Below are 1,884 nucleotides of genomic sequence, written 5' to 3'. Positions count from 1 at the left end.
GGTACTGGCCACACACGAACTCGCTAGAGGCTTTTCTCGACAGCATGGGATCACTCACTTCACCAAAAACGGCTCGGCATCACGTCTCAACCTTCATGAGAGGCGGATTTGCCTACCCCTCGGCCTACACGCTTACCCCCGGACAACCACCGCCGGGTAGAGCTACCCTCCTGCGTCACCCCATCACTTACCTACTACAAGCTCGGGTCCCAGACCAGTTCAGAGGCAGACCCCGAAGGGACCACCAAGAACCAGCGTGGTTAGCATCACCTGATTCGATACTGGACGCTCGTGCACGGGTACGGGAATATCAACCCGTTATCCATCGACTACGCCTGTCGGCCTCGCCTTAGGTCCAGACTCACCCTGGGCGGATTAACCTGCCCCAGGAACCCTTAGTCAATCGGCGGCAACGTTTCTCACGTTGCTTTCGCTACTCATGCCTGCATTCTCACTCGCACACCCTCCACCACTCGATCACTCGGCAGCTTCACTGGATGCACGACGCTCCCCTACCAACCCAGCCTTAGCGACTGGACTTCACAGCTTCGGCGGTGTACTTAAGCCCCGCTACATTATCGGCGCAGAACCACTTGACCAGTGAGCTATTACGCACTCTTTAAAGGATGGCTGCTTCTAAGCCAACCTCCTGGTTGTCTCAGCAACTCCACAACCTTTCCCACTTAGCACACGCTTAGGGGCCTTAGCTGATGATCTGGGCTGTTTCCCTCTCGACTACGAAGCTTATCCCCCGCAGTCTCACTGCCACGCTTCACTTAACCGGCATTCGGAGTTTGTCTGACGTCAGTAACCTTGTAGGGCCCATCAGCCAAACAGTAGCTCTACCTCCAGCAAGAAACACGCGACGCTGCACCTAAATGCATTTCGGGGAGAACCAGCTATCACGGAGTTTGATTGGCCTTTCACCCCTACCCACACCTCATCCCCCAGATTTTCAACTCTGGTGGGTTCGGGCCTCCACGAGGTCTTACCCCCGCTTCACCCTGGACATGGGTAGATCACTCCGCTTCGGGTCCACAGCATGCGACTCAAACGCCCTATTCAGACTCGGTTTCCCTACGGCTACCCCACCCGGGTTAACCTCGCCACACACCATGACTCGCAGGCTCATTCTTCAAAAGGCACGCCATCACAACCCCGAAGGACTGCTCTGACGGCTTGACAGCACACGGTTTCAGGTACTATTTCACGACCCCTCACCGGGGCACTTTTCACCTTTCCCTCACGGTACTAGTGCACTATCGGTCATCAGGACGTATTTTGGCTTAGCAGGTGGTCCTGCCAGATTCACACGGAATTTCTCGGGCTCCGCGCTACTCGGGAGAACATCAACACCTAGACTCTTCCTTCACCTACGGGACTCTCACCCACTCCGGTACCGCTTCCCAACGGATTCAGCTAGAAAAATCATCAGCGCTCCAGGCCGACAGACCTGAAAAGATGCATCCCACAACCCCGCACACGCAACGACTGCCGTCTATCACACGCGCACGGTTTAGCCTCTTCCCCGTTCGCTCACCACTACTAGGAGAATCACTGTTGTTTACTCTTCCTACGGGTACTGAGATGTTTCACTTCCCCGCGTCACCACCAACTACCCTATACATTCAGGTAGCGGCAACCCGACACAACTCGGGCTAGGTTTCCCCATTCGGACACCCGCGGATCAAAGCTCGGTTGACAGCTCCCCGCGGCCTATCGTGGCCTCCCACGTCCTTCATCGGCGCCTGATGCCAAGGCATCCACCGTGTGCCACTATCACTTGGCCACTACAGATAATAAGATGCTCGCGCACACTATTCACAAATCAAAACACCAACCACAAACTCCCCTACCTCAACCACAACCCCGAACCGAAAACGG

Annotated in this window: 1 rRNA gene (running past one end of the window); it reads right to left on the bottom strand. The window is 55.7% G+C overall.

The annotated features are described in order from the left end of the window. Window positions 1-1,790, bottom strand: a 23S ribosomal RNA gene (locus tag ABZ635_RS03755); it reaches 1,496 nt to the left of the window's first position. Between the last annotated feature and the right edge of the window lie 94 nt (window positions 1,791-1,884).

It is taken from the genome of Nocardiopsis sp. NPDC007018, from assembly GCF_040635075.1.
GTDB lineage: Bacteria > Actinomycetota > Actinomycetes > Streptosporangiales > Streptosporangiaceae > Nocardiopsis.
Note: the sequence above shows the minus strand (reverse complement) of the source record. Positions and strands in the feature narration are given on the sequence as shown.